The following is a 23,478-nucleotide window of genomic DNA, read 5'->3' as shown; positions in this document are numbered from 1 at the left end:
GGTGTGAATTGAAGGAGTGAGATGACTGCCGAAAGCCAACTTAACTCCGTCAAGATATTGCGAGCATTCGTGAAGCGAGGTTTTCAGCCCCTCGCTTCACGTCGTATACACAAGAATCTGACTCGCTATCGCTTAGACGGAAATTTTGCCAAGCGACTGTTTGATGTTACCTTTTCCCTATCAGTTCTGATTTCGTTTTTTCCCGTTTACCTGCTACTGGCATTGCTAATTATGATCAGCTCACCTGGACCAATTTTTTATGTTCAGGAGCGGGTGGGTAAAGACTACAAACCTTTTGCTTGCCTGAAATTCAGAACTATGGTGGAAAATGCAGACGAAATGTTGCTAGAGATGATCGAAAAATCCCCTCAGATACGAGAGGAATTTCAGGATAATTACAAGCTCAAGGATGATCCTCGAATTACTGGAATTGGAAAATTTCTACGGCTGACTAGCTTAGATGAGTTTCCTCAGTTCTGGAATGTACTCAACGGACAGATGAGTGTGGTTGGTCCAAGACCGTTAGTGCCAGAGGAATTGCCCAAATACGGGCGTCACATGGATAAAGTCTTGAGAATTCGACCCGGAATTACTGGCTTATGGCAGGTTTCTGGACGCAATGACATACCTTACCACCGCCGTGTGCAAATTGATGTTTACTATGTCAGTTTCCGGAATTTTTGGCTGGATTTATGGATCATATTGAAAACCATTGGTGTTATTATTTTTCCCAAAAATAACGGTGCTTACTAGAGGTAACTGGTACCTGCTAGAGGAGAGATTAGGTAATGGGTAATGGGTAATGGGTAATAAGCCCAGTTGCCAATTACCCATTACTGATACCAAGTTGCTCTCAAACCTATTATTTAACCTATTATTTATTGCTTAAGGGCTCAATTGAACGGAATGGGGAGATGGGAGTAAACAAGCTCCTATCTACTACCTATAAATGCAACTCGGTATGATTACCCACTATCAGCATAGTTTGTTGATATGATCGCCCTATCAAAGCGGAGGGAAGATCAGATGAACAAAGCAGAACTACGCCGATCCCTGCTTCAAAAGCGCCAGTCTATGTCTGTAGAAGAATGGCGGCAAAAAAGCGATCGCATTTGTACCCATCTGCAATCTGGCGTCCTAGTGACCCAGCCACAAACAGTCTTAGCCTATTTCAGTTTTCGAAAAGAACCAGATCTAAGTCCCCTATTTACAGACACTAAGCACTGTTGGGGACTACCGAGATGTGTGGGAAAATCTCTCTTATGGCATACCTGGAAGGCGGGCGAACCCTTGCAAAAAGGAAATTACGGTATTTTAGAACCATTACCTAATTCTACCAGCCTAGAGCCAAAGGATGTGAATTTAATCCTTGTCCCCGCTGTGGCTTGTGACCAGCGGGGGTATCGTTTGGGCTACGGTGGTGGTTTCTATGACCGATTGCTTAATTCACCAGAGTGGGATTCTATTCCTAGGATCGGCATTGTATTTGAATTTGCCTATATACCTCAACTACCCATTGATCAGTGGGATAAAGACTTGCACAGTGTTTGTACAGAAACAGGATTCAAGAAGGTGGAACAGATCTGAAATTCTGTGTTTTATACTGTTTAATACTCTTTGTCTACAAAAACTGGAGACTTCGTACTTCATTTAGGAGACGACTGACAATTAAGTGCTCCCTTTGGATAAGCAATACGTTGGTGATTATATTGTTGCCAAACTCTGATGAAGACTTGGGCAATTTTTGATAAATCCTGTCGGGTTAGCCCAGAATCCACTAATTGGTTGTCCTGCCAGCGAGCTTTGAGAATTTTATTGACCACCGTAAGAGCCGTTTCCGGAGTAACCTCTTTGAGTGAGCGTAGAGCCGCTTCACAGGCGTCAGCTAACATAACTACACCAGTTTCCTGGGACTGGGGAATTGGACCGTCATAACGAAAATATGACTCGTCCACAGACCCAGTACCTTCGAGTTGGGCTTTTTGCTGAGCCTGGAAATAAAAATAGGAAATCAGCAATTTCCCTTGATGTTCTGGGATAAAGTCCCGCACTGCCTTGGGTAACTGGTGCTTACGAGCCATAACCAGTCCTTCGGTAACGTGCTTTTTGATAATTTCAGCACTCTTGAAAGGATCATTAATCTCATCATGCTTGTTCGGACCACCCATTTGATTTTCTATAAACCCTAACGGATCGTGCATTTTACCAATGTCATGGTAGAGCGTACCTGCCCGAACCAGTTCCACATTACAATGGAGTTCTTGAGCCGCTGCTTCTGCCAAAGAAGCAACAAACAGAGTATGTTGAAACGTTCCAGGTGCCTCAGTAGCTAGACGCTTGAGCAGAGGACGGTTGGGATTAGACAATTCTGCCAGACGAATTGGTGTTACCAGGTCAAACAAACGTTCCAGGTAAGGTGATAGCCCCAGGGCGACAATACTCCAAGCTAACCCAGATAAACCTAATAACAAAGCTCCTGGCAGAACTGCAGACCAAATTGTACTAGCCGTGGCACTAATAATCAGATTGATAATCAGGGAAACCACACCTTGAGTTAAGCCCACCCCAACTCCGAGCAGAGCCAATTCCTCTCGCGATCGCATTCGTCCTGCCATCAAGGCACCCAGTAAACCACCAGCAACATTTGCCAGTACTTGTTCTCCAGTGACTTCCATACTAAAGGTCACTAAGCCTGTCAGTAAAACCACCACTGTCACGCCCATGGTAGACCCATAAAAGTTCCCTACTAACAAACCAATAGCAGGCATAGTGTAGGGAATCTCGAAGAAGGGACTCTTGAAAAGTATTGATATTGGCATACTCAGGGTCAGTAGCAATACCAAAATGTAGTCCCGCCGCCTCCATTTAGGGTGAACTCGCCGTTGCACTAAGGCAAAAATGCCCACCGTAGTAGTAACCAAACCACCAAATCCCATCAAACCCAGCCAGTTAATTCCTCGACGGCTTAAGTCAAAATAATCCAGTAGTACAAATTCTGTTTGAGTGATGGTTTCGCCTGCGGTTACAATCACATCTCCTTTACGCACTGAAACCATCATTGGTTCCACTTTTTCTGCTGCCTGTTCTGCTATGAGCTTGGTTAATTCCTTATTTTCGATCAAGTTGGGTTCTAAAACTCTGACTAGTAAATACTTGGCTAGTGGTTGAGCTTCCTGGGGCATAAGGCTAGTCAAGTTTACCTTCACGGTCTCTTGGATCAGATTTGGTGGTAATCCTGGAACAATACCTTGGGTCAGGATGCGACTAGCAGCCTGCTTAATGACTATGCGGGTTTTTTGCCAATCTTGATCTGATAGATCCAGTACGGAAACATCATCTAGGCTACTGAATTCAGGGCTAAGGTATTGTGACAGCTGAGGCAACACCTGAGCGTACTGTTGCCGAGCAGCAGATATTGACTCAATCAGAGCTGAGAACTCTTGTTCAGAAGACTTTTGACGGTAGCTTTGCAGTTCACTTACTGCCTCAACAAAAGCTTTATTTAATGAATTTTCTGCCGGAGTAGGTGGTTTGGCTTCAGCATCAAACCCGTTGCCATGGTTATCGATATCTGAAAATGCCAAGATAGCCCGCCATTCCCATTCCTTACTTTGCCGCAGATACCGCTGGGTGGCGATGGATAGTACATCAGTCTTTACAAAAGGAAAAACACCGCTGTTAGTGCGCAGTTCTTCCACAGCGTCCAGAGACTGCTCAAGATTTTGATAAATTCTTTCTGTAACAGATTGGTCAATCATCAAAACTGGTTGAGCACCTCTTTGAGCTTCTTTGCGTCTCTCAGCCGTCGTCTTAGAGTCCTCAACCAGAGCATCGAATGGTGCCCGGATTGTCTGTGGTGCTACTGTGTCTTCACCTAGCTGTGGCTGATTGTAAAAGCGCCCTCCCATAACACTGGTCAGGGAAACCACTGCTAAAGTCCACATTACAGGTAGAGTAATTTTCTGTTGAAGTTGATGCTGGCTTTTGCCCCAATTTTTTCCTGAAGTTAGGCTAGTGGAACTGCCTTCACCATGCCTTGGAGACTCTGTGAGCTGTAGAGATTGTCCTTTTAAATTCTCCTGCTGTGATTGGCTAACTGAGGATTTGGCAGCACTAGAGGAGTTAAATCCCAAAAAACTGCGAAGGTGCTGAGATGTTCGCCGTAATTGCGTGATCGGCTGCGTCAGCGAATTTAACGTTTTCATAGCACAAGAATGGCAATGTCTGGTAACAGTAGCGGTCTGCTCACAATTTGCTGTGTGGTGGTGGCATTTTGCTTAAAGACATCTACATTTATTGATTATTCATAAAAAACACTGGAAAGTTTTCCTCCACTCATTTTAAATCCACTCATTTGACATGGGTAGAGCGCAGGTTGCGTGGGAAACTTCCAGTTACAATCACGCCTTGTATACTGTAACAGTAACTGGAGTTTACGAACAGAAAACTTTATTAAAGTGGTATAGACTGACTTTACGCCGATTATGGTTTCGTGGTTACCTTGGTCAATTCCCATGGCTATTGCTTGGGTTTGACTTCCAGATGATTCACAGACCAACTTCACCGTAAATACGCCTACGTCATTATTTACAACTTTAGCTTTTCTTTCTTTAATCGATTCCCTAGGGGAACTTGGGGTAATTGGCATTAGTTGCTGTCGAGTTGGTGATCAAATAGCTACTCGCATTGAGATAATCCTCAATCATGGAGTTGTAAGTCCCCTTGACCACCTAATCCAAGCGGTGCCACCCTAGGCCGCGAGGGATTGCTCGCGGCCTAGGAGGCGCGCACCTTGATGATTCCGATCCTTAACCGCGACTGAAGTAAGCAGTCTTGCAGATACTCCAGCTTAGGGGTTGTGGCTGGAAGTTCTTACCAGGATTAGGCTCAATCGTCTAGTCACACTTAGGCTTAAGTCTTACCCCATAAGCACCCTTTATTGCGGGGTCAGTAACAGAATATAATTCCAGACTTGACTGATTTTTAGTTTACAAAACTCAGAAGCCAGTGTTTTTTTTAGATCATCTTAGTTTAACTGGTTTATATTAGTTTTACCTATAGCTGTGGTAGCAAATTCAACACCACGGGTGCAACACAGGCCATGAAAATTTTATCTACCATCACGTTTCAGGCTACAGCCCCTTGTAGGTAAAACTTCATTTTTGGTTTGAAAGTCCTTTGATTGAACAGCTTATCGAGATCCGATCACCCTTGGTGCTACCACAGCTAGCTTCTGAAACTGAGCTATCGCTGAAACGTCATATACACCTGACCACACTGCCAACAACTGGTCTGCTAATTGCCATGGGTCAACCCCAGTAATGTTGAGGTTAAGAGCCACCAGCCAGGGCACTGGAATACTGATGATACCGTTATAGGCACCAGCTAAAGCACCTGTTAAGGCAGCAGTAGTTTGTGATTGATAGCCTGTAAGAGCTGCACGAGTTACACAGAGGCGAAAATCTTCTGGGGTGTTTAGGAAACAGTACAATGCTAAGGCAATCGATAAAGAGCAGTCATCCTCAGACTCATTTCTACGCCTTTGCTCTCGACGCAGCTGGATAACAGTTTGTTCTAAACTTGCCCCAAGCTCCAGTAGACTTTGTAATTGTTCCAATTGTTCCACCCAGGTATTTTGATTTTCATAGTTCCCTAGGTAGGCAATGATTCGGGAAATCAGGTTAGGGCAGTCAAGTTTTTCGGTAAGAGCGATCGCTATTGCCCAAGCTATTGTCAAGACACTCTCAAACCTTTGAGAATCATTTTGCCAAATTGCTGCCGCCTGTAGCAGCTTTTGGCGCAACTTGACTTCATCTTCATGAAAAAATAATGCTATTGGTAAGGTTGCTACTGCTGCTTCGCTACTGTTGGCAGTCCCTTTTAATGAAAGGATAGAGGGTTGAGCCTTTTCACAGTGAACTAACCAATCTCCTAAATCGAGGTTGCCACAGCGAATCAAACTTTCAATACCACAAGTAGCAATCTTGCTCCAATCGGAAATCGCCTTACTCAGACCAGCATCCCCAAGGGAAAGCGGTCGAAATCTTACTTGAGCTGGTGGTAACTTTTGGCAGCCACTCCCAGCCAGGATTTCTCCCACAAGGCTACCTAACAAGGCACCTCTAAATCGGTTCAAAAGTGAGTACCGCATCCATATTTTGTCAAGAAATCTACTGTGCTTTTAAATTGCCTTTTTCAACCCGCAAGGCAGCACCCATCACCTTTTCGATTTTAATTACCAATCGATTTTCTCAATGTAAGAACTAGAGCCTGTAACCCCAGTCTATAGCTGTTAGCTCCAAAACCACTAATCTGACCGACTACCACTGGTGCCATTAACGAATGATGTCTAAAGGCTTCTCGTTTATAGATGTTGCTCAGATGAACTTCTACAGTTGGCAAGGCTACCGCAGCTATTGCATCTCGAATAGCCACACTGGTATGGGTATAAGCACCAGCATTAATTAAAATCCCCTCGTGGTTTCCTAAAGCTCCATGTATCCTATCGACTAAGATACCTTCATGATTAGACTGCAAGGCTGTCACGCTTGCCTCAAGCCTTTGCCCTTCTTGCTCTAGGAGATAGTTAATCTCATCCAAGGTTACAGATCCATAAATACGTGGTTCTCGCTGTCCCAGTAAATTAAGATTGGGACCATGGAGAACCAGGATACTTAGACGTTTTCGAGGATCACCGGACACAATAACTATCTAATTCCGACGACACCTTGGGTCATTAACAGGAATGGGTATTGGTTCTGGTTCAGGCTGAGCCTCAGGACCTAATAGCGCTTCAATAAGTTTGCGCGCCCATTCTTGAATTTTTTCCAAAACCTTTTCTATATAGTCCATCAAGCAAAAAGCTCCTATAAGACCACTTGTATCTTTTCTTTTACACTTTCAGTTCCGATACTTTTTAGCTACCAAAATCTACTTTGCAGATTTTAGCCCACTAATGCAAGCTGCTCTCGCAGCCAGGGGGTATCTCCCAAGGCCAAGATAGGTTTTGTTCCGCTCTTGGCGCATAAATCTGTGTTTAATAGAAAACGCAACCACTATCATTAAAGCTTTGGTTTTCGGCTTCAATTCAAGTTACAGAATGTTTTCAATGACACTAGATTCCTAATCAAAGTCTAACCTATTTTTGTAGATACTGCAAGATATTTGTAGAAAATCGTCAACAGTGGCTAGCCCTAACAGGTTAAAAACCATCACTGCTTTTTGAGCAGCTCAGCAAGGGAATCAGTCTTGCCTAAAGGTTTTTGCCTTGACCATGACTCTGAGAAAGCAAAAAGAACAAAGTGTTGTATCTATTATGTTACTAAGGCTAGCACATTTTATACAATTCATTCAACCAAGATACATTAACCGTGTTTATACCCTCACCAGCATCAGACCTATCAGTTGCCTGACTCAGTCAGTAATATTTGGCGAAAGGCTTGCCTGGTTTCGGGCTTCAAATAATTCTGTTGTAAGGTTTGCCACTGCTGCCATGATTTGTAGCGGTTGGCCTGTAGTAACTGAGCCAGCTGGGGAGCCTTATGTTTTAGGTCTGAGTCAAAGACAGAGTTTAAGAATTCGTCTAAAACCATACTGTCCTGAATATCACCTAAGATGCCTTGAATTTGCTTCATATCTTCCACATAGTCCTTATAGGTAGGACTATATAGTTCAGTAAATAGATTCATTTGGTAACGCACCCGCTTGGCTTGCTTACGTAGATCGTGAATCATTGCTCCACGAATGGCTAGCAATGACTCAACTGCTGCTGGTTTCAGCTGCTTGGGAGTTTGGCTACCAGTATCCTGAAGATCAACGCCCACTAGCCAAGCGGGGTGGAGTAACAGGCGGCTGACAATGGGTAAGAGTAAATCAGGTAATACCGCAGCCGCTGGCATCTGAGCCATTTCTTTATAGGTGGGTTTTTTGAGCCACCGTTTTAAGGTTTGCTTAAGCTTTTGGTGTGGCTTACCTTGCAGAGCTTCCCGAACTTGTGTTAAAGCTTTGCACCGCTTTTTTTCCAAGTAAACGTAAGCTTGCTTCAATGCTTTCCGTTCTTTGGTGGGTAACTTGGGTTGGTAACCTTTGTGGAGGGTTTCTTGGAGGACATCTAGATCTCGAAGACTGCCTAAAATACGGGCAATCTTACCAATCTGTTTTTCAGAGGCTGCTTTGGGCAAGTCTAAGGCAGGGGTAAAACTAGTGACGGCGGTACGCAAGCGCCGCATTCCGATACGCATTTGGTGCAGCTGTTCTGGATCTCGATCTTGGAGAACGGCGGCTTCGTGACTAAGCATTTTCTGGAAGTGTTTCTCAATTCCCAGATAACTCCATTCTCCAATGGTTTTGCTTTGGGGTAATACTAGTTTGTTCATCGTCCCAGTCTGACGTCTAGCAAGCCAGACTCTTGAGATTGAGGTTGAGTGGACTCAGGATAGTCACAGTCCAAACCTTTACCTAAAGTTAACCAAAAGCCCACTTTGATTAACTTTACGTTAAGGATAAAAATAATGTTTTGTATTATTACTTATTCAGAGAATATTGTCAAGTTATGATCAGACTTTGCATAGAGGTTTGCAGCTCATGAGTCAGGTCAACTATAGCTTGTCGGATAAATTCTAGGGGCGGTTGGGCATGACTCATCGGTGTCTGGTCGATTTTGTCTGTTGGATGATATTGGCAGCACTAACTGATTAATCGAAGGTTTGATTGAGTGTGATCAGATGTGGTGATCTAAGGATGGATGGTTCCATCAGGCATAATTGTTTCCCTTAGATTAACTTGGCTTAGTTCAGCTTCAATGATAGTAGCCCCAGTTAAGTTAGCTTTACTGAGGTTAGCGCCCCTGAGCTTAGCTGTAGTCAGGTTAGACCCGCTTAAATTTGCTTTAGTAAGGTTCGCCCATCTAATGTCAACCCTGTAAAGGTCTGCCTCTGCTAGGTTAGCTCCAAACAGATAGCTTCCACTAAGGTGAGCTTCTGCTAGGTTAGCCCCTCGACACTCAGCTTTGTATAGGTAAGCCCCAAGCAGTTCAGCTTGATGAAGATTAGCATTGCTCAGATTAGCATGGCAGAGATTAGCAGCCATAAGGTTAGCCTCAACCAGGTTAGTCCGTCTTAGCTTTGCCCCACTTAAATCTGCTTCTGAGAGATTAGCTTTGAGCAAGCTAGTGCCAATTAGGTTAGCATTACTCAAATCAGCTTCCATGAGGTTAGCTAGGGTCAAGTCAGCCCCAATTAAATTGGCACCATTTAGGTCAGCCCTGATCAGGTTAGCTGCTATAAGTTTAGTCCCAATTAGCTCTGCCGAGATCAGTTTAGCTTTGATCAGTTCAGCATCTTGGAGGTTGGCATTACTGAGGTTAGCTTGGCTGAGGTTAGCGCTAATCAGTTTAATATTGCCTAGATTTGCCTTTTTTAGGTTAGCTTTTGCTAAGTTTACCCTTTCAAAGTTAGCCCCATTGAGGTTAACTTCGCTAAGGTCTGGTTCTAGATCTAGATTTGTCTTTCTCCATTCTGTCCATCTCAATGGATCTTGTTTGAGTAGAGCAAGATGTTCTATATTGGCCATTGAGGTTCTCCTTCACATTATGTAGCGGTGCCAACAAAGACTTTAACCCAATGGCACTACATTAAGGGATCAGCTCAGGAAGAATTCCTTTCTATTCCTTGCGCTTGGCAGCAGGATGTTCACGACCACTCACGCTTTCAATAGCTGTCAGCGCTGCCTGAGACGCTGCTAATATATCCCGTTCTTCTCCACCTAGGTAGAGGCGTCCAAAGCTGCCCACTGCACTAATTTGTAAGATGTTAATTAAGGCAGATTTCTCTGCTTCATTGGCAGCTAGGGCAGCATAGGCAGCTGGCTCAACTTCTAATACATATAGGGTTTGCCCTGCTAGCAACATTTGACCCCGCCGTGTGCGATTAATTAACTGGGTCTGGTGGGCATCAATGTTACGGATAATTTGGCTAGAAATGACCCGAGGTTTGAGCCGATCCTGTTCCCGGACGCCCAGTGCGTCTAAAATTGCTTTGCCAGCTGTACGGGTTTCCCCTTGTTTATTAGCATGCACCTCTAGAAGTCCGTAAAGCCGTTCGACCACCAGCACTCCTGGACGCACGGCAGTGGATTTGAGGGCAATATCGGTAATCCGGTTAATTTCAATACCTGGTGAGATTTCAATCCAAAGGGAGGTATCTCCTGGTAAGGGCAAAAATCCTAACGCTACTGTTCCCATGTAAGCGGCGTGCTGAGGCTGCAAGCTGTCTATGTATACGTAACTGCGTAGTTCAATACCCAAAGTTTATATCTGTTCCTTTTTTGCTGACTAGAAGTTGTCCAAAAGGTAATTCGCACTCAAAGAAGCCTACCACACCTCTCGACCTTCTGCTTTACCCCAGTGAACCTCTTCACTGATTTCGACTTCATTGGCTAGTAATTCATCTAGGGTATATTCTCTGGGGGGGCAGATGGGTTGCTCGAGCTTTTGTTCATAGACATCAACAGCAATTATGACAAGCAACGAAAGATTTTATTGTTGTGTTTATCTAAAAATTAATATCATTTTTACTTAAAAAGTATGACTGTTTATAAAATCTATAACTGGTATTTATACTGCTATAATTCAGAGTTATATCAAAGCTGGAAATATCAAAAAATTCTAGATTTTTTAAAAACCTTAACAATACCATCACCACGAGCCTTTTTTAAAGCTCAGATGGAAATATGTTAACTAATGAAACCAAGGAAATGTAAAACTTCGCCAGCTAAAACGTTTATAACCACGATTATGGTAATTTAAATTAAATTAGAAACTAGCATATAATCAAATACCTTCTCAGAGGGTGAATAGTTTGTCAATCCTGGCTGACATACTGTTGATGAAAGTTTTAAACTGATGAGATAATGGTAGTTTGGTCTAAAAAGGAAGTAAGTAATGCGACTGTCTCAGATGCTGTTGGTGACACTGCGGGAAGACCCAGTGGAAGCAGAAATCCCTAGCCATAAACTTTTGCTCCGTGCGGGTTATATTCGACGTATTGGCAGTGGCATCTACGCCTATTTACCAATGATGTGGCGTGTCCTAAAAAAAGTTTCTCAGATTGTGCGGGAGGAAATGGATGCCACAGGTGCTCAAGAGTGTCTACTGCCTCAGCTACAACCGTCTGAGCTGTGGAAAGAATCGGGTCGTTGGGACACCTATACGAAAGCTGAGGGCATTATGTTTGCTCTGATTGACCGACAAAAGCGAGAATTGGGACTTGGACCAACCCATGAAGAGGTAATCACTACTGTTGCTAAGGACATGATTCGCTCCTATCGGCAATTACCTCTAAACCTGTATCAAATTCAAACTAAGTTCCGAGATGAAATTCGCCCCCGATTTGGCCTGATGCGGGGACGGGAATTCATTATGAAGGATGCATACTCCTTCCATACCGATCACGAAAGCCTGAAAAAGACTTATCAGGCGATGGATCAAGCCTATCGAAATATGTTTAGCCGCAGTGGTTTGGAGTTTAGAGCGGTTGAGGCTGACTCTGGGGCGATTGGGGGTTCGGGTTCTCAAGAATTTATGGTTCTGGCTGATGCTGGGGAAGACGAGATTCTCTACACGGAGGATGGCAAGTATTCTGCCAATGTAGAAAAAGCGGTTTCCCTACCACCAGACCTAGAGCCCTCACCCTATAACACTTATGAAAAGCTAGAAACTCCAAACACCTCAACTATTAACACCCTCTGTCAATTCCTGAAGTGCTCTGCCACTAGTGTGGTTAAAAATGTTCTTTACCAAATTGTCTATGACAACGGGATGACGGTGTTGGTTTTGGTGAGCATTCGGGGGGATCAAGATGTAAATGAGGTGAAGTTACAGAATGAATTGGTGAAATTGGCAGACCAATACGATGCCACAACGGTTTTAGCTCTGACGGTACCAGAGGTGGCTACCCAGGAAAAATGGGCATCGAAACCTCTACCTTTGGGTTACATGGCACCTGATTTGGCAGATGATTACATCAAACCAACGAAAAATATTGCGCCTCAGTTTTTGCGGTTGGTAGATCAAACAGCAGTGGAACTGAAAAACTTTACTACTGGTTCTAATGAGTCAGGCTATCACGTAGTTGGTGCCAATTGGGGTGAGCAATTCCAGTTACCGAAGCTAGTGGTGGATGTCCGTAAGGCTAGTCCAGGCGATCGCGCCATCCATGACCCGAATCAAACCCTACGAAGCGCTCGCGGAATTGAAGTTGGCCATATTTTCCAGTTGGGGACGAAATACTCATCTGCGATGGGGGCTACCTACACCAGTGAGCAAGGGGAAGAAATTCCGTTATGTATGGGCTGTTATGGGGTGGGAGTGTCTCGGTTAGCTCAAGCAGCTGTAGAGCAATCCTATGACAAGGATGGGATTATCTGGCCAGTTGCGATCGCACCCTACCATGTGATTATCACGATCCCGAATGTGGGAGATACCCAGCAGATGGCAGCAGCAGAAAAACTTTACACTCAACTCAATGAAGCAGGTATCGAAACCCTGCTTGATGACCGCAACGAACGAGCTGGGGTCAAGTTCAAAGATGCTGATTTAATTGGGATTCCCTACCGGATTGTCACTGGGCGATCGCTTAAAGATGGCAAAGTGGAAGTGGTGGAACGGGCTACCCACAAATCGACAGAACTCTCCCTTGAGGAAGTGCTACCCACCCTAAAGCAGTGGATTGATACAGCTCTAAGTACGGTTTAGCTGTCCGGCAAAATTCATCCCACACCTAATGCGCAGCATAGGTGTGGGATGAATTTTGCACAGGGTATGGATGGAATTGCTATAATATAAGTACTGGTAAACAAAGCCGAAAATGCTGGTTTGTCAGCAAAACAGTCTTAAAAAAAAGACCAAGAAAACAGAGCGGCAGGGCAGTCCGTTCTTAAAGCCCAGCGCCTCCTAAGCGATAGCCGGATTGGCTGGGAAGCCTACACTGAACCCAACGGGTCAGTGTAGGAGCTGTCACGATTGAGGGTTGCAGGTTGTTCGCTTAGCGTGGCCTTTTGACCAAAGTTGTTTGCCCAAGGGGATTCGGTGTAGGGATAGAAGGATAACCATTGGGTAAAAATCATTAATGATTAATGATTGTTAAACTAATTCTATGGGTAGGGAAACGGTAAAGGTCGTTCCCTTACCCAATTCACTGTCCACAGTTATCTGACCCGCCATCAGATGACAGAGCTTTTTCGCGATCGCTAAACCCAAGCCAGCCCCACCATACTTGCGGGTGTCCGACTCATCTACCTGAGTGAAGGGTTCAAAAATCTTTGAATGTTGCTCTGGACTGATGCCAATACCGGTGTCACTGACTTGAAATGTGATTGATGGTTTAGTTCTTTGGTGTTGACCAAGATCAGGAATAATTGTAGATGGTGAATTAAATTTATCGTCAATCTCTGCTGTGCCATCACTCTTTTTGACTATCAATTTAACAGTTCCATGCTCTGTAAATTTACAAGCGTTGTTGAGCAAGTTAAGCAGGATTTGGCGCATTTTGGTGGGGTCAGTAAGGATTCTGCCAGGGTTGTTCAAATAGATTACTTCTAAGGTATTGTTGTTCTTTTCTGATAAAGGACGCACATTGGTTATCAGTTCTTCAATCAATCAGGGTAAACGCATCTAACTTAAGTAAGTTTTAAAAAATCTATATTTATCAATTTTAACTAGTAACAATCAAGCGATTGGAGCTGACTAAAAATTTTTGACCGCGTCCTCCCTTATTTCCCGAAATGTTAACTCATAAATTTGGGTGCATATTTGGCTTATTCTCTTGGAGAAAACTTGACTAACAAGTCCCTAGTTATTTACTGGCAGATGCTAAAATTTTGACTAAATAGTTATTGTCCATAGCAGCACGAAGCGCGTTTCATCTTTAAACTTCCTTTAAAGCTGGCTTCTTGTTTCATTATATTTAAAGCTAAACGACGTAGTAAAGCCAAGTTTTCAGGAGAATTATCCTTGCGAATACGACTACTATCTTCAGAGAAGGTGACATCTAATATCTAATGTAAGCTGTTTTCAATCCCCCAATGACTGCGGATAGCTTTAGCAATTTTATCAGCATTATTTTCCAAACTACTTATGTAAAAACGAACTTCAGTGGTTGTTTTATTCCACAAACGTCGCTCACTGTCTTGATGCAGTCGCTCATGGGGGAAACCCCCAAGACCGCGCTGCATCGCTTCTAACCATCACAATTGTGGTTAAACCTGTCCATAGTGATTGGTTATGAAGACAGGTGAAACTAGACACATTCACCGTCCATACTTCTCTTTTTTCAATTCGATTATGCCCACTTTCTATTTCTTGATAATAACTATAGTCTTTTCCGACAAAGTCAGACTTCATAGCTAAATCAAACCAAGTTTTTACTTCTTCATAAAGATTTTTTTGATTAGCTTTTAGAGCCAAAATATAATCAGCTTTTTTATTAATAATTAGGGAGGTAATATCTTTTTGACACCCCATTGCATCGATATAGCGTTTCTAGGACTCATGAGGTACACAAGATTGTTTCACTCTTGACTCTTGCCTTCCCCTCCTGGGAGCAGGGCTGTTTCAAAGAAAAATAAGTTAACGAGAAAAGGAGATAGGGGGATAGGGGGATAGGGGGATAGGGGGATAGGGGGATAGCTCAAAATTTTCCGAAAAATCCCCAAATTTAGTCATTAAAATCTGACTAATTAGCCGGCTTCAATCAACTCAAATGACTAACAATTCGTGATTCGGCTTTTGAGTATGGTTAGATAAATTTGGCCAAAATCACGACTATTCGTCCAAAATTCTCCCCATCTCCCCATCTCCCCATCTCCCCATTTTTGGCCAGAATGAAACAGCCCTACCCTCCTGGGAGGGGTTAGGGGTGGGTTCCTAATCCCTGCTCCCTGCTCCCTGCTCCCTGCTCCCTGCTCCCTAAAACCTAGATATTTGTACCTCACCAGTTATAGAATTGCTATAGTAATTATGCTTCCCTCAATTGATAGCATTTCTAGTAATTGAGGGATAGCGGTAATTTCATTGGATTTATCCTTAACTTTATGTTGTCCTAAGACTAATTGGTGAGAGTCAGACCATGCACTTGTCAGACACGCCAACGAGTTATTAAAAATTAGTCATGAAGTCATGATATCATATTTTTTTTATCAACTTAACCTGGGTTTTTTTATCACCTTTTTGCTTATTTTTAAATCTAATTTAGATGCGTTTGCCCTGTTGCCTTTAGTCTTTTGCAAGTCTCAAATCCGTCAATTCCTGGCATCATTACGTCCAATAGAATTAGATCGGGTTGATTATAGTTAACTTGTTCAATCGCACTTTCACCATCTGTTTCCACAGCAACCGTAAAGCCAGCATTGTGCAAAGCCTGGGATATAACTGACAAATTGGTGGGTGTATCATCTACAACTAAGATGAGATTTTTGTCTTGATCGTATGTCACTGCTTCAGGATCCTATCAACACAAATTGATTTACTCATAAATTTAAAAATATCTATAATTTATTATCCCTTAACCATGTCTAATCCTAATTTAATTAAAATAAAACAAATATTTTTGAGTTATAATTAGATTAAAGTTAGTGATTATCAATTGATTTGGATAAATGAGTTAACTTATTAAAGTTAGCAAACCCTAAGCCGGAAAAAAAAATGGGTAACCTGATTCATCTGTGCTGGTTCATACTTGAAGCTATTACTGAAAAAGGTGCTTGTTTAGGATTATATAAACTTACCTTGAACTTACCCTCAGGGAAAATACTGACAGGAGGTGGGATTTATGGCAGTTATTGTCAAAGATTGAGAAACGAGCCAGAAGTATATTTTGCTCGGTACAGGATTCGGAGCTTACAAGTCATCACGCCCAAGTTGTTTCTTGGAGTAATTTCAGACATAAGCGAGTTTGTTACCTACTTTTGCTTAAGTCCTGATTATTTCTGGATTATTACCCATGATAAAAACCTGTCCTTGTCTGCTTTCCCATCAGCCTTAACTATGGGTGTTCAACCAGATTTGTTCTGATTGCTATTTACCAAAGCCAGAATTTCTTGCCACTCCTGATTTGATAAAGGCTTCTCTACCAACTCCACACCAAAACAATCAGCAGCAGCATGAGTTAGGGCATCCACCACAATGTTGATTAAGGCATCTCCCTGTTGAGCCATGGGTAGATGAAAGGGAGGGGGCACTTCCCCAAACACTTGAGTATACAGTCGAGCATCTGGTTCTAAGCGAATTGAGCCATGCTGCAAAATCACATTACCACGGCGCAATTGAGCACTACCAATCAGTTTAGAACCATCTGCTAACACTAAATCGGCACCAGTAGCAGTCCCGAAACAGTTGGGATTGTTAATATACCCCCGTCCAGCTGAACCATAGTGCAACTCTACACCAAGGGAGCGCCACCCCTGAATCAAAAACTCACAAATTTGGTGATAGGCATCAAGACGTTTACCAGTCAATCCGGAATTAACCACCATATAGGTCAAATCTCCCTGATGTAGCACAGCTCTACCACCACTGGGACGCCTTACCAGCTCTACTGGTTGTGATGCCCAAGTGAGTTGTTCCCAGAACTCAGGCCAACGGCGTTGATGGTAGCCAAGAGAGATGGTTGGTGATGCCCAGGTATAAAATCGCAATACTGGGGAATGTTTTCCCCGTTGGTGCTGGGCTAGTAGCCACTGGTCAATGGCCATCTGAAGCCGCCCTGATGCCTGTAGTAAGGGAATTAAACGCCAGGATGAACTCTGAAGTGGTAAGTCTGAACTATCAGAAGTCTCAAGTGGTAAGTCTGAAGTATGAAACAATGCCATTGTTGGCTGATTTGTTCGCTAATTGATTAACTGGTATGTTTTAAGCTTTATTCCTTCACCTGTGTGGTAATATCAACTTGAATCAGAAGATTCTAGGCGGCACCAAACTGAGCTTGTAATAAGTCATCATTGTCATCGGCAATAGTGGCTACCACGGTAATGGCGCGAGAAATTTCTCCTGGGGACAATTCAGCAACAGTTCGCGTGGATAACACGACAACTTGATCCTCAACAATAGCAAAGCGGGATTCAAAGGTGTCATACCAGTTCATTTCCAGGAGCTTGCGCATCAATGTTGCCTCGTCTTTGGCAGGTAGATGCATCACAGAAGACCAAGCTGTAAAGGTGTCATCATCTGTGGAACCAGTGAGCTGGACGAATACTTCCACGCTACCGTACTGAAACTTCCACAAGTAGCCTTCTTCACTGTGGCTTACCATAGCGCTATTGTTTTGTTCCAGGCTGGAGATGACCGTTTCAATGTTTTCGACATAGTTAACGGCAGTCATAGTCTGGTTGAACTCACTGGCAACGATTTCTGCCATTGACAAGTCTTGACTAGATAGAGTGTCAGGATTCGGCTGTGGGTTTGTCATAATCAATTTCTCTGTGCTGGTCTTGGGGTTTGCCTAAGACCCAGTATCACCTGTAGCTATGCTTGTTGACACGTTGATTAATTTTCTTAAATCAAGGGTCGAGACATGGAATTAGGTGAGAGAGGCAAAAAGGAAAGGGTCAAGGGTAAAAGATGATTTTTCTTTAACCTTTTTCCTTGAACCCTTTTCTTATATTTTACCTTTGAGAGATCGAAACACTAACAAAGGCACTTGCTCAGCTTCTGATTACTTGACCAATTTTCTAGGAGACTGCTTTTTGCTGATTTTTAGATACCTGATTGAGACCCTTTAAAAACATTGGCACAAATTTTTCTATAAACCCTTGTGGATCTTGCTGCCAAGCCTTTTGTGCTACCTGAATCCTGGTCATTTGCAGTTCAGGGGCTAGCAAGGTTTGGGGTAAGCGCTCGATCAGGTACTGAGGACGTTCCCACACTGGCAAGGTATGGGCAACCTCTAGCAAGTTATTGAGTCGGCGCAGTTCCGCACCTGCCATCAGATCTATACCAGATTCATAAGCCGCCTGTTCAATGGCTACATACTGGCGCTTTGCCTGTTCTACCTTCTGTCGATGTTCTGGGCTTTTCTTGGCAATTTGTGCCAACCACCGATTCCCCCAACGGACATGACCAACTTCCTCTGGGAAAATCCGTTCAATGGTTTTGATAATCTTAATATTTTCTTCAGTTTTCGGTGCCTCTTTCAATGCTTTGATGTGAGCTGAGAAGTACTCACATCCCCGTTTTTCGGTGACATTAATCGCTGCCAAACCACCGATTAGTCCATCATCAAGCTTTCCTTGTTGTTTATAGCTTTCCTGGTCGATGAGTCGATCAAATTCGTTGATGTAGGACACTCCAGGGGGCTTACCAATATCTGCCCCCAGTTCCATGAGTAGGTCAGTCAGCCACATGGCATGACGAGCTTCGTCAGCAATGTGATGAGATAAATCCCGCACCAGTTCTTTTGGCTGACCATCCAACTTTTCTACCAAATCCGTGAGATCTAGGCAACTGTGTTGTTCGTTGTAGCGATAGCGGTTGAGCATGACCAGGTGAAGTTTGCGATCGCGTACCACATGTGGCAAGATTTCACGGGCACCCATGCCATTGTTTGATTTGTGAGGATATGCAACTGTCATAGATTTTATTAGCTATACTCGCACCAAACCGACGTCTGACCCGATAGGGGAACGGTCGTTGAATTGGCAACAGGAATTATTTCTGAGTTTCACCGAACATACCCCCAGTCTACTGTAGTCTGTAATAATAAGAAGTTACTCGACCTTACCAGTAGCCAAAAGTTTGATTCAGTAATAACATCAATCTCAAACAATCTAAAAACAGTGGGATCATACCTATTCCTAAATTGTGAGCGATCTGAAATACTAATTAATCAAGAGTCAGACATAAATAAAGAAGCCACCCTTAAGGATGGCTAATGGTCTTAGTTCACCATAGACAAAGTACTAGACATCGTAGTAGAGTGCGAACTCGTAGGGATGAGGCCGCAACCGCATGGGATTGACTTCGTTGTCTATTTTGAATTCAATCCAGTTGGTAATAAAGTCTTCGGTGAATACTCCTGATTCAGTCAAGAAGGCATGATCCTTTTCTAAGGCTGCCAGAGCGTCTTCTAGAGAACCGGGGGTTGATGGAATTTTGCTCAATTCCTCTGGAGAGAGGTCGTAAATATCCACATCTAGAGAGTCACCTGGTTCAATCTCGTTCTTGATGCCATCAATACCAGCACAGAGCATAGCGGCGAAGGCGAGATAGGGGTTACAGGTGGCATCAGGGCAACGGAACTCTAACCGCTTCGCCTTGGGATTGGGGCCAGATAGAGGAATGCGGATGGAAGCTGAACGGTTACCTTGGGAGTAAGCTAAGTTCACGGGCGCTTCAAACCCAGGTACTAGTCGCTTGTAGGAGTTAGTGCTGGGGTTGGTAAATGCTAACAGAGCTGGTGCGTGCTTTAGTAAACCACCGATGTAATTGAGCGCCATTTTACTTAGGTTGGCGTAACCATCACCCCAAAACAAGGGTTCTCCATCCTTCCAGATCGATTGGTGGGTATGCATCCCCGAACCATTGTCGTTAAAGATTGGTTTGGGCATGAAGGTGACAGTTCTGCCATACTTTTTGGCAACATTTTTGATGACATACTTATAAGTCATCAGATCGTCAGCAGCCTTAATTAGGGTGCCAAAGCGAAAACCCAACTCGTTCTGTCCACCTGTAGCGACCTCGTGGTGGTGCTTTTCAATGGGTACACCGCACTCTGCCATGGTTAGCAGCATTTCGGTACGCATGTCTTGCAGGGTGTCTGTGGGAGAGACAGGGAAATAACCTTCTTTATAGCGAGGCTTATATCCGAGGTTACCACCTGCTTCTTCTCGACCAGAATTCCAACGACCCTCAACGCTATCTACATAGTAGTAGCACTGGCTCTCGGTTTGGTCAAAGCGAACATCATCAAACACAAAGAATTCAGCTTCTGGACCAAAGAAGGCGGTATCCCCAATGCCAGTGCTGATCAGATAGTCAAGGGCTTTCTGAGCAATGCTGCGAGGATCGCGGCTGTACCATTCCCCAGTGCGCGGTTCCTTAATGCTGCAAATCATGCTCAGGGTTTTTTCTTTCATGAATGGGTCGATCCAAGCTGTTTTGGGATCAGGAACCATTGCCATGTCAGATTCGTTGATTGCTTTCCAACCCCGAATGCTTGAACCATCGAAGGGAACTCCATCCTCAAAGGAACTCTCTTCTATTTGGTCTTGGTAGAATGAGCAGTGCTGCCAGATCCCTGGCATATCAATGAATTTAAGGTCGATGATTTTTATGTCTTCGTCTTGAATCATTTTCAAGACTTCTTGTGGGGTTTCAGGCATGAATTACTCCTTTGATCAGCTTTACGTTTGTTTACAAAGAAACAACCTTATAAAATTACTTGAGTCAGTGACTCTACCAAAATTGGCGACACTGAAGCTTTCCCAAACCGAGGACTGACTGGGTAAGCATCCGAGTCAGTTATTCGCGGGGAGATACTTTTTTTTGAGTGGTGCAAGGAGCACTATTTCCTTAAAAGCATCTTGATTGGCTTTTCCCTTGAACAGTGAAAAGTTGTAGTTCCCTGATTCCTGACTGATCCTAGGGATAGAAAGTAGGAGATTATGTATCTAACAATACAGAATGTCCTAAGATGATCGGATCTCATATGAATAAAAAATTAAATTTTCCAGTTCTAGACTCAGTCAGGTTGGCAAAAAGGCTCGCACAAAGGCTCAAGAGAAGGTCTTTGTCTGCTCAGCAAGGGAGCCCATGGCAAAACTAGGCTCTGGTTAGTGGCAGGTTTTGCCTAAATCCCTCTATATCGCCTCTATATAAGCAATGGGGTTAGTGGGAGCATTGGGTCGGTCGGTTCTAGTTTCCCTGTTTCCCCCCTCTGGGAGTATCTTGCGCAATTAATCGGTCCTATCGATGGTGGACAACGCCCAATTCTAAAGAAGCATTAAGGATGAAAGCAACAAGCAACAGGGTACAATCTAGTGATGAAAGATATGTATACGCTTAGCTCCAGCCAATTATAGCGTCTGGAATTGAGCACACATTCAACTTGCTGTTTAACTCCTGTGGAGTGCATAGTGTAGCGCTCTGTACCTGTTGAGTTCTCGCCCTAAATCATGGGAAGACACCAATAGTAAATCAAAATTATCAAGATTGTTGTTGGGAGAATAATTTAATGAGGGATTTAGTCACAAACTTGATTAGGAATTATGATAGCTCAGGTCGCTACCTAGATCGGGATGCCATCGATTCACTTAAGTCTTACTTTGAAACTGGCACCGCTCGGGTGGCTGTAGCTACTTTAATCAATGGCAATGCTGCTTCTATTGTCAAGCAAGCATCAGCACAACTGTATGAGGAAGTTCCTGAACTGTTGCGTCCAGGTGGCAATTCTTATACAACTCGTCGTTATGCTGCTTGTTTACGAGATCTGGATTATTACCTGCGCTATGCTAGTTATGCCCTAGTTGCTGGTGATACCAATGTCCTGGATGAGCGGGTTCTACAAGGGTTGCGGGAAACCTATAACTCCCTAGGTGTGCCAATCGGTCCAACGGTACGTGGGATTGAGATTATGAAAGATATGGTCAAAGCAATGGCAACAGAAGCTGGTATTGGGAATATCGGATTTGTTGATCAGCCTTTTGACCACATGAATCGTGAGTTTAGCGAAACAGATGTTTAAGACATTGATGGTTCGTTGAGAGTTGACGGTTCTACGGGTGACCGGACTGGTTGCCCGTACTATAGGGCTGCGCGCAGGGAATCGGGAATCGGGAATCGGGAATCGGGAATCGGGAATCGGGTAATTGCTGATTTAATTGCTAATTTTGTCAAGGTCTATTACTTGAACGCTGCTCCAGTAAGGGACGAAACTAACAAACTGGCCAGAGCGTCCAGCCACAAATAATTGAATTACTGATTTAATTGCGATTGGCCGTAGGCCAGGCTACGCGAACGCTTAATACAGGCTTGCTGGTTTGTAGCACTCAGGACGGATAACTGGCTTTTAAAATAGTACATAAATACTAAATCACGTCCAGCCAGTATGTGTGGTAGATTCACCCTGACAACGATAGGGGTAAGCCTAGCGCGAGCTTTGAATTTAGATCATGTGCCAACTGAGGAGGCTAAGTACAATATTGCCCCTACTCAGCTGGTAGCAACAGTCTTAAACCCCTCAAACGATAGCGAGCGACAATGGCAATTGTTACGTTGGGGTTTAATTCCTAGTTGGGCAAAGGATATTAAAATTGGTGCAAAGCTGATTAATGCTAGAGCAGAAACGGTAGCAGAAAAGCCAGCATTTCGCAGTGCATTTCGTCGTCGGCGTTGCTTGGTTGTAGCGGATGGTTTTTATGAGTGGCGACGAAAGGATGGCAAGAAGCAACCGTTGTATTTCCAGAGGAAAGATAAGCGTCCGTTTGCTTTTGCAGGACTTTGGGAACGTTGGAAAAATCCAGCGGGTGAGATAATTGTTTCTTGTACAATTATAACCACAGTAGCTAATGAAATTATCAGTCCGATCCATGATCGAATGCCAGTGATATTAGAACCTAGTGATTATGATTTATGGCTGCATCATCAGGTAAGTCAACGGGAGCTATTGCAGCCACTACTGATTACCTATGATGCCCAGAAGATGAGTGTTTATCCCGTTAGCACTACTGTGAATAATGTCAGAAATAGTAGTCCTGAGTGTATCATACCTGTGGAAATTAATAATAAGTCCAATAGTCACTACCATTCTACATTTTAAATTACCATGACTGCTTTTACAGTAAATTTAAACTCTATTCTTGAAATAACCGATGACCAATTTTATCAGTTATGTCGAAATAACCCGGAGATTAAATTTGAGCGCAATGCCAAGGGAGAACTGATTATTATGTCACCTACTGGTGGAGAAACTGGTAAACAAAATTTTGAACTAGCTACTGATTTTGGAATTTGGAATCGACAAGCTAAATTAGGGGTTTGTTTTGACTCTTCGACATGCTTTAAACTCCCTAATGGTGCTGACCGTTCTCCGGATATAGCGTGGATTAAACAAGAACGTTGGGATTCGCTTAAACCAGAGCAACGCCAGAAGTTTCCACCGATTTGCCCCGATTTTGTTCTAGAATTAATGTCTCCAACTGATAGGTTAACCGTGACTCAAGCCAAGATGGAGGAATATCTAAAAAATGGGGTACGTCTGGGCTGGTTAATTAATCCTCAAGCACAGCAAGTGGAAATTTATCGACCAGGACAAGTGGTGGAAGTGTTGGAGTCTCCTAAGACTTTATCAGGGGAAGAGGTTTTGCCTGGGTTTGTCCTGGATTTACACTATCTTTGGTCAACCTAGGATTATTGTGCGTTCGCGTAGCGGCTCGTAGCAAGCATTGCTTTTTTTTAAATAAGCAAGATGTGAGCAATATTTATTGTTAAAT

At 43.5% G+C, this 23,478-nt stretch carries 23 protein-coding genes and 3 pseudogenes; 7 read left to right on the top strand and 19 right to left on the bottom strand.

Features of this window, described 5'->3' with window-relative positions; all coding sequences use genetic code 11:
- Positions 1 to 21: 21 nt before the first annotated feature.
- Together F6K53_RS19410 and F6K53_RS19405 are read left to right on the top strand one after the other, a co-directional pair.
- Positions 22 to 753 (top strand): sugar transferase, encoded by a 732-nt coding sequence (locus F6K53_RS19410; protein ID WP_293025351.1) that lies wholly within the window; start codon positions 22 to 24, stop codon positions 751 to 753.
- Positions 754 to 1,026: 273 nt separating this feature from the next.
- A complete protein-coding gene (locus F6K53_RS19405) occupies positions 1,027 to 1,587 on the top strand; it encodes a 5-formyltetrahydrofolate cyclo-ligase (protein ID WP_293025350.1) in 561 nt (186 codons plus the stop codon).
- Between the two features lie 59 nt (positions 1,588 to 1,646).
- Here F6K53_RS19405 and F6K53_RS19400 read toward each other — a convergent pair whose 3' ends face one another.
- The 9 genes and pseudogenes from F6K53_RS19400 to F6K53_RS19365 all read right to left on the bottom strand — a co-directional run bounded on the left by F6K53_RS19400 (position 1,647) and on the right by F6K53_RS19365 (position 10,525).
- Positions 1,647 to 4,133 (bottom strand): HDIG domain-containing metalloprotein, encoded by a 2,487-nt coding sequence (locus F6K53_RS19400; protein WP_364303714.1) that lies wholly within the window; start codon positions 4,131 to 4,133, stop codon positions 1,647 to 1,649.
- Positions 4,134 to 4,300: 167 nt separating this feature from the next.
- Positions 4,301 to 4,651, bottom strand: a pseudogene (locus F6K53_RS45930) (RRXRR domain-containing protein); the annotation flags it as partial.
- 540 nt (positions 4,652 to 5,191) lie between these two features.
- Positions 5,192 to 6,151 (bottom strand): ADP-ribosylglycohydrolase family protein, encoded by a 960-nt coding sequence (locus F6K53_RS19395; protein ID WP_293025348.1) that lies wholly within the window; start codon positions 6,149 to 6,151, stop codon positions 5,192 to 5,194.
- Positions 6,152 to 6,231: 80 nt separating this feature from the next.
- Entirely contained in the window at positions 6,232 to 6,702 is a 471-nt protein-coding gene (gene aroQ / locus F6K53_RS19390; RefSeq protein ID WP_293025347.1) for a type II 3-dehydroquinate dehydratase, read from the bottom strand.
- A 9-nt stretch (positions 6,703 to 6,711) separates the two neighbouring features.
- On the bottom strand, positions 6,712 to 6,852 hold the full coding sequence (locus F6K53_RS19385) for a hypothetical protein (RefSeq protein WP_008177935.1): 141 nt from the start codon (positions 6,850 to 6,852) through the stop codon (positions 6,712 to 6,714).
- Between the two features lie 548 nt (positions 6,853 to 7,400).
- On the bottom strand, positions 7,401 to 8,375 hold the full coding sequence (locus tag F6K53_RS19380; protein ID WP_293025346.1) for a CHAD domain-containing protein: 975 nt from the start codon (positions 8,373 to 8,375) through the stop codon (positions 7,401 to 7,403).
- A gap of 358 nt (positions 8,376 to 8,733) precedes the next feature.
- Positions 8,734 to 9,570, bottom strand: a complete 837-nt coding sequence (locus F6K53_RS19375; RefSeq protein ID WP_293025345.1) for a pentapeptide repeat-containing protein — start codon at positions 9,568 to 9,570, stop codon at positions 8,734 to 8,736.
- A gap of 91 nt (positions 9,571 to 9,661) precedes the next feature.
- On the bottom strand, positions 9,662 to 10,303 hold the full coding sequence (locus tag F6K53_RS19370) for a hypothetical protein (RefSeq protein WP_044491860.1): 642 nt from the start codon (positions 10,301 to 10,303) through the stop codon (positions 9,662 to 9,664).
- 66 nt (positions 10,304 to 10,369) lie between these two features.
- Positions 10,370 to 10,525 carry a hypothetical protein gene (locus F6K53_RS19365; RefSeq protein ID WP_293025344.1) on the bottom strand — a complete coding sequence of 52 codons (156 nt, stop codon included), beginning with the start codon at positions 10,523 to 10,525 and terminating at the stop codon, positions 10,370 to 10,372.
- Positions 10,526 to 10,939: 414 nt separating this feature from the next.
- Here F6K53_RS19365 and proS point away from each other — a divergent pair, with 414 nt between their 5' ends.
- Complete coding sequence (proS, locus tag F6K53_RS19360; protein ID WP_293070736.1) at positions 10,940 to 12,751, top strand: proline--tRNA ligase; 1,812 nt, start codon at positions 10,940 to 10,942, stop codon at positions 12,749 to 12,751.
- Positions 12,752 to 12,978: 227 nt separating this feature from the next.
- Here the strand turns inward: proS and F6K53_RS19355 are convergent, their stop codons facing one another.
- The 6 genes and pseudogenes from F6K53_RS19355 to F6K53_RS19330 form a co-directional block, all read right to left on the bottom strand.
- Positions 12,979 to 13,122, bottom strand: coding sequence for a hypothetical protein (locus F6K53_RS19355; RefSeq protein ID WP_293025342.1), 144 nt, complete (start codon positions 13,120 to 13,122; stop codon positions 12,979 to 12,981).
- 16 nt (positions 13,123 to 13,138) lie between these two features.
- Positions 13,139 to 13,654, bottom strand: coding sequence for an ATP-binding protein (locus tag F6K53_RS19350; RefSeq protein WP_293025341.1), 516 nt, complete (start codon positions 13,652 to 13,654; stop codon positions 13,139 to 13,141).
- A gap of 543 nt (positions 13,655 to 14,197) precedes the next feature.
- A complete protein-coding gene (locus F6K53_RS19345) occupies positions 14,198 to 14,518 on the bottom strand; it encodes an ISAs1 family transposase (protein ID WP_293070742.1) in 321 nt (106 codons plus the stop codon).
- Between the two features lie 242 nt (positions 14,519 to 14,760).
- Positions 14,761 to 14,988 carry a hypothetical protein gene (locus F6K53_RS19340; RefSeq protein WP_293025870.1) on the bottom strand — a complete coding sequence of 76 codons (228 nt, stop codon included), beginning with the start codon at positions 14,986 to 14,988 and terminating at the stop codon, positions 14,761 to 14,763.
- A 15-nt stretch (positions 14,989 to 15,003) separates the two neighbouring features.
- Positions 15,004 to 15,129: pseudogene (locus tag F6K53_RS19335) on the bottom strand (ISAs1 family transposase); the annotation flags it as partial.
- A gap of 131 nt (positions 15,130 to 15,260) precedes the next feature.
- Positions 15,261 to 15,488, bottom strand: a pseudogene (locus tag F6K53_RS19330) (response regulator); the annotation flags it as partial.
- 209 nt (positions 15,489 to 15,697) lie between these two features.
- Here F6K53_RS19330 and F6K53_RS19325 point away from each other — a divergent pair.
- On the top strand, positions 15,698 to 16,066 hold the full coding sequence (locus F6K53_RS19325) for a hypothetical protein (RefSeq protein ID WP_293025868.1): 369 nt from the start codon (positions 15,698 to 15,700) through the stop codon (positions 16,064 to 16,066).
- Here the strand turns inward: F6K53_RS19325 and F6K53_RS19320 are convergent.
- The 4 genes from F6K53_RS19320 to glnA all read right to left on the bottom strand — a co-directional run bounded on the left by F6K53_RS19320 (position 16,048) and on the right by glnA (position 20,370).
- Positions 16,048 to 16,863, bottom strand: a complete 816-nt coding sequence (locus F6K53_RS19320; RefSeq protein WP_293025866.1) for a lipoate--protein ligase family protein — start codon at positions 16,861 to 16,863, stop codon at positions 16,048 to 16,050. The two genes, F6K53_RS19325 and F6K53_RS19320, sit on opposite strands and share 19 nt — an antisense overlap.
- A 92-nt stretch (positions 16,864 to 16,955) precedes the next feature.
- On the bottom strand, positions 16,956 to 17,459 hold the full coding sequence (locus F6K53_RS19315) for a YbjN domain-containing protein (protein WP_293025864.1): 504 nt from the start codon (positions 17,457 to 17,459) through the stop codon (positions 16,956 to 16,958).
- A 262-nt stretch (positions 17,460 to 17,721) separates the two neighbouring features.
- Positions 17,722 to 18,621, bottom strand: coding sequence for a ferritin-like domain-containing protein (locus F6K53_RS19310; RefSeq protein WP_293070745.1), 900 nt, complete (start codon positions 18,619 to 18,621; stop codon positions 17,722 to 17,724).
- A gap of 327 nt (positions 18,622 to 18,948) precedes the next feature.
- Positions 18,949 to 20,370 (bottom strand): type I glutamate--ammonia ligase, encoded by a 1,422-nt coding sequence (gene glnA / locus F6K53_RS19305; RefSeq protein WP_293070747.1) that lies wholly within the window; start codon positions 20,368 to 20,370, stop codon positions 18,949 to 18,951.
- 851 nt (positions 20,371 to 21,221) lie between these two features.
- Here glnA and apcB point away from each other — a divergent pair.
- The 3 genes from apcB (at position 21,222) to F6K53_RS19290 (ending at position 23,393) form a co-directional block, all read left to right on the top strand.
- Positions 21,222 to 21,731, top strand: coding sequence for an allophycocyanin subunit beta (gene apcB, locus F6K53_RS19300; RefSeq protein WP_293025858.1), 510 nt, complete (start codon positions 21,222 to 21,224; stop codon positions 21,729 to 21,731).
- Between the two features lie 363 nt (positions 21,732 to 22,094).
- On the top strand, positions 22,095 to 22,805 hold the full coding sequence (locus F6K53_RS19295; RefSeq protein WP_293070749.1) for an SOS response-associated peptidase: 711 nt from the start codon (positions 22,095 to 22,097) through the stop codon (positions 22,803 to 22,805).
- 6 nt (positions 22,806 to 22,811) lie between these two features.
- Complete coding sequence (locus F6K53_RS19290; protein WP_293070751.1) at positions 22,812 to 23,393, top strand: Uma2 family endonuclease; 582 nt, start codon at positions 22,812 to 22,814, stop codon at positions 23,391 to 23,393.
- The last annotated feature ends 85 nt before the right edge of the window (positions 23,394 to 23,478 follow it).

The sequence above is a fragment of the Moorena sp. SIO4A1 genome, from assembly GCF_010672065.1.
Classification (GTDB): Bacteria; Cyanobacteriota; Cyanobacteriia; order Cyanobacteriales; family Coleofasciculaceae; genus Moorena.
The sequence above is the reverse complement of the archived record's forward strand: the minus strand, read 5'-3'. Positions and strand labels throughout refer to the sequence as shown.